General features: G+C 71.3%; 8 protein-coding genes. 4 read left to right on the top strand and 4 right to left on the bottom strand.

The window, feature by feature from the left end; translation table 11 throughout:
- From ACFXB5_RS45530 to ACFXB5_RS45520, 3 genes are all read right to left on the bottom strand, one after another.
- The coding region (locus ACFXB5_RS45530; protein WP_385219830.1) for an AAA family ATPase at window positions 1–787 on the bottom strand (787 nt) is incomplete at its 3' end.
- A 313-nt stretch (window positions 788–1,100) separates the two neighbouring features.
- A complete protein-coding gene (locus ACFXB5_RS45525) occupies window positions 1,101–1,598 on the bottom strand; it encodes an ATP-binding protein (RefSeq protein WP_385219828.1) in 498 nt (165 codons plus the stop codon).
- Complete coding sequence (locus ACFXB5_RS45520; protein WP_385219826.1) at window positions 1,595–1,789, bottom strand: DUF5999 family protein; 195 nt, start codon at window positions 1,787–1,789, stop codon at window positions 1,595–1,597. The genes ACFXB5_RS45525 and ACFXB5_RS45520 overlap by 4 nt, the downstream gene beginning before the upstream one ends.
- A gap of 367 nt (window positions 1,790–2,156) precedes the next feature.
- On the opposite strand from ACFXB5_RS45520, the gene ACFXB5_RS45515 reads away from it, so the two are divergent.
- A complete protein-coding gene (locus ACFXB5_RS45515; protein ID WP_385219825.1) occupies window positions 2,157–4,460 on the top strand; it encodes an ATP-binding protein in 2,304 nt (767 codons plus the stop codon).
- 198 nt (window positions 4,461–4,658) lie between these two features.
- On the top strand, window positions 4,659–6,677 hold the full coding sequence (locus ACFXB5_RS45510) for an aminotransferase class I/II-fold pyridoxal phosphate-dependent enzyme (protein WP_385219823.1): 2,019 nt from the start codon (window positions 4,659–4,661) through the stop codon (window positions 6,675–6,677).
- A gap of 19 nt (window positions 6,678–6,696) precedes the next feature.
- On the opposite strand, the gene ACFXB5_RS45505 is transcribed toward ACFXB5_RS45510, so the two are convergent.
- Window positions 6,697–7,167, bottom strand: a complete 471-nt coding sequence (locus ACFXB5_RS45505; RefSeq protein ID WP_385219821.1) for a hypothetical protein — start codon at window positions 7,165–7,167, stop codon at window positions 6,697–6,699.
- Between the two features lie 212 nt (window positions 7,168–7,379).
- On the opposite strand from ACFXB5_RS45505, the gene ACFXB5_RS45500 reads away from it, so the two are divergent.
- Together ACFXB5_RS45500 and ACFXB5_RS45495 are read left to right on the top strand one after the other, a co-directional pair.
- On the top strand, window positions 7,380–8,240 hold the full coding sequence (locus ACFXB5_RS45500) for a helix-turn-helix transcriptional regulator (RefSeq protein WP_201847659.1): 861 nt from the start codon (window positions 7,380–7,382) through the stop codon (window positions 8,238–8,240).
- A 5-nt stretch (window positions 8,241–8,245) separates the two neighbouring features.
- Window positions 8,246–8,473 (top strand): DUF397 domain-containing protein, encoded by a 228-nt coding sequence (locus ACFXB5_RS45495; RefSeq protein WP_201847661.1) that lies wholly within the window; start codon window positions 8,246–8,248, stop codon window positions 8,471–8,473.
- Window positions 8,474–8,590 lie beyond the last annotated feature (117 nt).

The following is an 8,590-nucleotide window of genomic DNA, read 5'->3' as shown; positions in this document are numbered from 1 at the left end:
CGCTGCGCCCCCCGCCGGGCCCCTCCGGGGGGGGTGGTCGCGGGGGGGCCCCCGGCGTGGGGGGGCCCCACCGGTGGGCCAGGGAGGGCGCGACGGGGGCGGCGAAGACCTGGTGGGCCATTTCGGCCACTTCGGCGTCGGTCAGCGGGTCGAGGCGGATCACCGCGGAGCGCGGCTGGGCGAGGATGTCCGCCAGGGCCGCGGGGGCGACCGGTTCCTCCTCGCTGCGCTGGGCGAGCACCACCAGCAGCGGCAGCTGGTCGGCCCGGCGCAGCAGGAAGTCGATCCAGCGCAGGGAGCGCTCATCGCACCAGTGGACATCGTCCAGGACGAGCACGAGGGGGCCCTGGGTCATCAGGTTGGCGGCGAGCCAGTACAGGCCGTGCAGCACCGGGTAGACGCTGGCGGCCGTGGGCGGCCCCTCCTCGCCGGGGCGGGGGCTGAGCGCGGGGAGGGCGCGGCGGGCGCTGCCGCGCAGCAGCGGGGAGTCCTGGGCGTCCTCGGCCGAGAGTCCGAGGCTTCCGAAGAGGGCGCGTACGCCGCCGTATCCGGCGCCGGCCACCACTTCACCGCAGGCACCGTAGAGCACGGTCATCTTCCGGCAGGCGTCGCTGTCGAGGAAGGCGCGCAGCAGGCTGGTCTTGCCGATTCCGGCCGGACCGGACAGAACCACCAGACCGGAGCGGGCGCTGTGGGCGGCCTCCGCGTGGGCGGTCAGCGCGGCGAGTTCGGCGGTGCGTCCGATCAGCGCGCCGGGTAAACCGGAATCCGTTTTCCGGTCCACCACGCAGCCTCCTCGAGCCACAGAATGCGAAGAATTTCGGAAAGGTGTGCTGCTGACGCGATCAGCAGATTACACGAGCGCAATGACGACGATCAATCCCGATCAGTCGTCAGGCAATCCCGATCGGTCATCCCGTCCGGAGTCCGATCGGTGAAGTCCGGACCCCGATCGGCCGGGCCCGGAACGCGATCAGCGAAGCCCGGAGACAGAAGGCGTGGTGAGGGCGTTCACCTTCCCGTCTCCGGGCCGTTCGGTATCACTGTGTGGGTACGAGACGTGAAGTCGTCTATTGGCATCTCCCTTCGTCGGCAAACGATCACGGGGTCATTCGGGCCGCTTCCAGGGCGGCCTCCAGGGCGATGGCAGGCGGGTGGAGCTCGAACCAGACGACCTTGCCCGCCGCCGTGCGGATGGAGCCCCAGCAGCAGGAGAGCAGATCCAGCAGGTGGAGTCCGCGCCCGCCCTCGTCATCGCCGCACGCCCGGCGCACCCGGGGCTGCCCGGGGGCCTCGTCCGCCACCTCGCAGCGGAAGGCGCGGTCGACGGAGCACAGGGAGAGCGTCAGGCGGATCGGCCCGCCCGCATGCCGCAAAGCATTGGTGACCAGCTCACTGACGAGCAGTTCGGCGTCGTCGGCGAAGTCGTGCAGCGTCCACGCCGACAGCTGGGCGAGCGCCAGCCGCCGGGCCGTCGGCACCGAGGACGGCTCGGAGGGAAGCAGCCAGGACGTCCCACCGCTGGTGGCGGGAGGCGCCGTGTCGGGGCGGCGCGCGGTGCTCATCGGGGAGCCGTTCGCGAGGGTTGCGGCGTTCACGGTGAGAGGTCGGGGCTGGTCCGGGGGGCGGGGATGGCGCGCCCGTCGGGAAGGATTTCACCCGTGTCCGCGAAGATCACCACTCCGTTGCAGAGCAGGCTCCATCCCTGCTCCGGGTGGGACGCCACCGGGCGCGCCGAATCGTGATCCGGCGCGTCGGCGGGTGGACATTGGGGTTGGTGGAGGCACATGGTCCGAACCTTCGATCTTCCGCCATAGGAGGCGGCGGAACTCACCGAGGCCACCATTTTGGCCGGGCGCGGCCGGACACGGCGAGGGGAGATATCCCCGCATCGGTACCCGTCTCGCTCCCCTCCCCCGCCGGGGCGGTCACGGCCGGGCGACCGCCGCTCACCATCGGTGAACGCGCCCGCCGACCGCCCCGGGGTGGGTGCGGCGGCCCCCGGCCCGGGCATAGCCTGAAAACAGGGCTTCGGGTCCGTGCGGGCACAGGTCCCGTCCGCCCGAGGCCGGTGCGAGGCATCGATGGGTGCGGTGGCGACAGGCACCCCGACCGGGCGGCAGACAGTCAGGCTGCCGGCCGAGGTGACGAGTTTCGTGGGACGTCGGCAGGAGGCGGCCGAGGTCAAGCGGATGCTGTCCGCGTCCCGCCTGGTCACTCTGACCGGGGTCGGCGGGGTCGGGAAGACCCGGCTGGCGCTGCGGGTCGCGGACGAGGCGCGCCGGGCCTTCCCCGACGGGGTCTGGCTGGCCGAACTCGCCGAGCTGGACAACCCCACGCTGCTCGCCCAGGGCGTCACCGAGGCGCTGGAGATACGCGACCATTCCTCCCGCCCGGCGATGGACATCCTCGTCGACCATCTGCGGGACCGGCAGGCCCTGATCGTCCTCGACAACTGCGAACACCTGCTGGAGGAGTGCGCCCGGCTCGCCGACCGGCTGCTGCGCGCGGCCCCCCGGCTGCGGCTCCTGACCACCAGCCGTCAGGCGCTGGGCACCGCCGGTGAGCAGAGCCTGGCCGTCCCCACCCTGGGGCTGCCGGACCCCGAGGGTCCACGGCCCTCCCTCGCGACGCTCGCGCGGTGCGATGCGGTACGGCTGTTCGTCGAGCGGGCCGCGGCCATCGTTCCCGGATTCCAGCTCGACGAGGACAACCGGGACGCGGTCGAGCTGATCTGCCGCCGGCTGGACGGCATCCCGCTGGGCATCGAGCTCGCGGTCGTACGGCTGCGCGCCCTGTCCGTGCGGCAGCTGCTGGACCGGCTGGACGACCGGTTCCGGCTGCTCACCACCGGCTCCCGGACGGTTCTCCCCCGCCATCAGACGCTGCGGGCGCTGATCGACTGGAGCCATGAGTTGTGCACTGAGCGGGAGCGGCTGCTGTGGGCCCGGGTCTCGGTGTTCGCCGGAAGCCTGGACCTGGAGGCGGCCGAGGCGGTCTGCTCGGGCGAGGGCATCGACCGCGAGGAGATCCTGGACCTGGTGGCCGAGCTGGTGGACAAGTCGGTGCTGCTCAGGGAGGAGCACCGGACGTCGGTGCGCTACCGGATGCTGGACACGCTGCGCGAATACGGCCATGAGCGGCTGGCCGCCTCCGGGGAGGAGGCCGTACGGCTGCGGCGCCATCGCGACTACTACCGCGGGCTCGCCGCGGACGCGCGGGCGGCGCTCTTCGGACCGGCCCAGGTGCAGTGGTTCACCCGGCTCCATCTGGAGCACGCCAATCTGCGCACCGCCCTGGAGAGCTGCCTGGCCGAGCCCGGGCAGACCGTCTGCGGTCTGGACATGGCCGCCGACCTGCTCTACCACTGGATCACCAGCTACTACCTCGGCGAGGGCCGCCGCTGGCTGGACCAGGCCCTGGCGGTGTGCGCCGAACCCACCGGGGCACGGGCGCGGGCCCTGTGGACCGACAGCTGGCTGGCCATCATCCAGTCCGACACCGACGCCGCCGCGGCCATGCTCGAGGAGAGCCGGTCCATCGGGACCCGGCTGGGCCTGGACCCCGTGCTCGCCTACACCGCGCTCTACTCCGGCATGGTCGCCATGTACCGGGGCGAGACCCGGTCCGCGATCGCGCTCTACGAGGAGGCCGTGTCCCGCCATCGCGCGATCGGCGATCCGGTGGGGCTGGCCCTGGCGCTCATCCGGCTCTCGCTCGCGCACTCCTTCATCGGCGATTCAACGGGCGCGATCGCCCTGGGCGAGGAGTCGCTGGAGGTGTGCGACGCGTACGGGGAGGGCTGGCACCGGGCCTACACGATGATGGCGCTCGGCGTGGACGTCTGGCGCCAGGGCGACACCTCCAGGGCGGCCGCCCTGGAGAAGGAGAGCCTCACGTTCAACCGCTCGCTGGACGACCCACTGGGCGTCGGGGTCAACCTCGAGGTGCTGGCCTGGATCGCGGCAACCGAACAGGACCACCCGCGGGCGGCCAGGCTGCTGGGCGCCCTGGGGACCCTCTGGCACGCCATCGGCGCCCCGCTCTCCGGCTACGGGCACCTCGTCCACTACCACGAGGAGTGCGAGGCGGCGGTGCGGCGGGCCCTGGGCAAACCGGCCTTCAACGCGGCGTGCAAACAGGGCGCCCGGCTGTCCTACGCGGAGGCGCTGGAGTACGCGCTGGAGGACGAACTGCCCAGCGGGGAGACGGCGGCGGGCGGACGGCCGTCGCCGCTGACGCCCCGGGAGTCCGAAATCGCGAAGCTGGTCGCGCAGGGGCTCAGCAACAAGGAGATCGCCTCGTCCCTGGTCATCGCCCAGCGCACGGCCGAGGGCCATATCGAGCACATTTTGAGCAAGCTGGGTTTCACCTCGCGTGCGCAGGTGGCGGTCTGGGTAGCGGAACAGCACCGCACCACCGAGGCCGATGGCGAACGCCCGCCGGAGGATACGGTCTGAAGGCCGCGCGACATTCTCAAGGGGCAAGAGGCGGAATTCTATTCGAAGACCGGAGCATGTGTCCCGGAAGTCTTCACAACCCCCACGAAAATCCTCGCCCGCCCCGGCTTCGAGAGATCATGCGTCAGGCTCGAGGGACGAGCCGCAACGGCCGTGTCAGTGCGTCGACGCGGGCCATGCGACCGAGGAGGTCCCGCCGTGACTGTTGCCGCAGTCGGCAATACCGGTGATGCCATGGAGCTTTTCCGTGGCACCGCCCACAGCCCGTCGTTCTTCGCGCTCAACCGCGCCGGGGTCACGGGTGGCGGACAGGAGCTCGTGGACTTCTGCATCCCCTGCAACCCGTACTTCCCCACCCCCGCGATGTTCGCCGTGATGGCGGTCAGGCTGCGGGACATCCTCACCCACTACCCGAGCTCCGCGGAGACCATCACCGCCGAACTGGCCGATGTGCTCGGGCTGCAGCCGCAGACCATGGCGATGGGCAACGGCTCGACCGAGCTCATCACCTGGATCGACCATCTGCTGGTGAAGGAAAGCCTGGCGGTGCCGATTCCCACCTTCGGCCGCTGGACCGACCAGCCGATGGAGACCGGCAAACGGGTCGATATGTTCCAGCTCCCGGAAATGAGCGGATTCGCACTCGACCCCAACGCCTTCGTCAACTTCGTACGCTCCCGGGGCTCCCGGGTCGCCGTGATCTGCAATCCCAACAACCCCGACGGCGGGCTGGTGTCCCGCCAGGCCCTCATCGGCATCATGGACGCCCTGGCCGACCTCGACCTGATCGTGATCGACGAGTCCTTCCTGGAGTTCGCGGACGCCGAGGCGTATCCGAGCGTCGTGGACGAGGCCATCCTGCGCCCGAATGTGATCGTGCTGCGCAGCCTCGGCAAGAACTTCGGGCTGCACGGGGTGCGCTTCGGCTATCTGGTGGCCAATCCGTCGCTCGCCGTGCAGATCCGCTCCCGGCTGCCGAAGTGGAACCTCAACTCCTTCGCCGAGGTCATCGTCTTCATGCTGAAGCGGTACCGGCAGGAGTACGTGGAGAGCCTGCGCATGCTCAGCCACGACCGGCAGCAGATGACCACCCAGCTGGCCGGACTGCCCGGGATGACGGTCTACCCCTCCCAGGGCAACTTCGTCTTCGTCAAGCTGCCGGCCGGGACGGACGGCGGCTGGGTCCGTGACCAACTGCTGTCCCAGCACGGTGTGCTGGTGCGCGAATGCGGCAACAAGCTGGGCAGCAGCAGCCAGTTCATGCGGTTGGTGGTGCGTTCCCAGCCGGATGTGCAGCGGCTGCTGACCGGGCTGAGCACGGTGCTGTACGGGACGTCCTTCTACGCTCCGCAAGTCAGCTGGGACCAGCAGCAGTCGCTGCCCTCGGGGTACGCGGGGTCCTCGGGATACGCGGGGTCCTCAGGGGCCATGGGGGCCCTGGGGTCCGCACCCTCGCAGGCGCAGTTCATGGACTACTCCTACCAGCAGCCGCCCCAGCTGCCCGCGGCGCCGATGGCGCAGGAGCCCCAGCCGATGTACTCCGCGGCCGCCCTCCCGGCCCCGCAGGGCGTCGCCGGCGACCCGTACGGACAAGCGTCCTTCGCGGGCGCGGGCACGGGTGCCTCGCCGGGGTACGTCCAGCAGCAGCCGCTGCCGGAGCTGTCGCCCGCGTATGTCGCCACGCCCCCGGCCCAGCCGCCCCTGTACCAGGCCCCGGCCGCGCTGCCGCAGCCCCAGATGGTCCAGGCCGCGCAGCCGCAGATTCCGCAGCAGGTGCCCGCGCAGCTGTTCCAGGCCCCGCAGTTGCAGCCGGCCCAGGGCCAGGCGCCGCAGGTCCAGGCGCCGTTGATGCAGATGGCGCCCCAGCCGCAGAGCGCGCCGTACCAGGGCGCCCAGGCGCAGACCCCCCAGATGCCGATGGCCCAGGTCCAGGGTCTCCAGGGGCAGGGGACGGCGGCGTACGTCCAGACCCGGCCCGAGGAGACGACGATCGACCAGATCCCGGTCTACGGGCAGCAGGACACGGGAATACCCGAGCCGACGCCGATGGAGCGGACGCAGGCCATGACCTACGACCCCGCCGAGCTGAAGGCCGCGGCGGCGGCAGCGGCGGTCGTTCCCCTCAGCGAGCAGGACGACGACCCGACCGGCCAGACCCCGGCGCTGCAGCGCTATCCGCGCCCCGCGGCGTACCTCCAGGACGACTCGACGGCATGACCGGGCCCCGGCGCCGAGGTCATGACCGACGCATCCGTTCGTCGCCCGGCCAGGCCGGGGAGACCCCGGCCGCCGCGCAGATCGCGATGTGCAGCAGCAGGGGATGGGTGTACGGCTCCCCGTCGCCCGGCCAGTGCACCACACCGGGCTCCTCCCTCCCCGTGGGGCCGGTCCGCCGCCCGGGCGGGCCGGTCACCATGGCGCCGGCCGCGTAGACGGCCGGTGCGGGCCAGTCGACCCCGACGTCCGAATGGGGCGGCACGATCCACCACCAGCACCCGGCGCCGGTGAGCACACATCCCGCCCGGGGCAGCAGGGCCATCACCCCGGGGCCGTGCCGCTCGGCGATCCCCACCGCGTCGTAGGCCCGGTCCGTCCGCAGCGCCGAAGGCAGTTGAAGGCGGTGGCGGCCGGACACCGCACGGAATCCCCGCCGGCCGAACCGGCCGCGGACGAGGCCGGTCAGCGCACCGGCGAAGGCGTACGTCATCTAGGGGCACTTCACAGAGGTCGGGCCGATGGTGCCTGCGGTCGCCGCGGCGGAGCGCGGTAACGGGATCATGCCGCAACTATGCGCATCGCCGGGGACACTTGGCAAGCGTCACTCTGAATTGTGCAGAGTCGTCAGTGCAATGTGTCCGTTCCGCACTGGCCATGGCACACTGCGAACATCAGCGCTGGGGAGGTCAGGGAGGGATTCAGGTGAGCGAACCGCGGTCGGCGCCGACCGTGGGTCAGGTCGTCCTCGGCAAGAGGCTGCAGGATCTGCGGGAGAAGGCGGGGTTCAAGCGGGACGAGGCGGCCAAAGTGCTGCGGGTGGCGCCGGCCACCATCCGCCGCATGGAGACCGCCGAGGTCGCGCTGAAGGTCCCGTATGTGCAGATGCTGCTGGACACCTACGGGATCACCGGTGAGGAGCTCGACTCGTTCATCACCCTGACCGAGGAGGCCAACAAGCCCGGCTGGTGGCAACGGTTCCACGACATCCTGCCGGACTGGTTCAGCGTCCACGTGAGCCTGGAGGGCGCGGCCGAGATGATCCGGGCGTACGAGCCGCACTTCGTGCCCGGACTGCTCCAGACCGAGGACTACGCCCGCGCGGTCATGCAGACCGGCGCGGTCGGCCAGGCCGGTCCCCGGCAGGCGGAGCGCCATGTGGCGCTGCGCATGGAGCGGCAGGGCCTGCTCACCCGGCGGGATCCGCCCCGGCTGTGGGTGGTGATGGACGAGACGGTGCTGCGCCGGCGGGTGGGTTCGGCGGCGGTGATGCGACAGCAGGTCGACCGGCTGCTGGAGGCCGTGGAGATGCCGCACATCACGCTGCAGATCTCGGAGTTCTCCTCCGGGCACCATCCGGGCACCTATGGGCCGTTCGTCCTCTTCCGCTTCGCTGTACCCGAACTGTCGGACTTGGTCTACGTCGAGTACCTGACCGGCGCCGTCTATCTGGATGAGCGCATCGAGGTGGCCTCCCATCTGGAGGCCATGGACCGCATGGCGGCCCAGGCGGCAACCGCACAACGCACAAAGGAAATCCTGCGGGATTTCCGCAAGGAGGTCTGATCGGAATGGATCGCATTCACAACGGCATGCGCGCGAGCGACCTCGGCAGCGAGGGCTGGCAGAAGCCGTGGAGCGGCGACAACTGCGTCGAAGCCATGAAGCTGGACGACGGCCGGGTCGCGATCCGCCAGTCGACCGATCCGGACGGTCCGGCGCTGATCTACACCCGCAGCGAGATCATCGCGTTCGTCCAGGGCGCCAAGGCGGGCGAGGCGGACTTCCTCGTCTGCTGACGCGGCCCCCGCGCGCCGCCCCGCCCCGCCCGGGGGGGCGGCGGGCGGGGGGGCGGCGGGGGTGGGGGGGGGGTGGCGGCGGCCCCGCCTCAGCGCCCCCCCGCACAGGGGGGAGGC

The sequence above is a fragment of the Streptomyces sp. NPDC059455 genome, from assembly GCF_042750115.1.
Classification (GTDB): Bacteria; Actinomycetota; Actinomycetes; order Streptomycetales; family Streptomycetaceae; genus Streptomyces; species Streptomyces endocoffeicus.
This window is presented reverse-complemented; position numbering and strand designations above follow the sequence as displayed.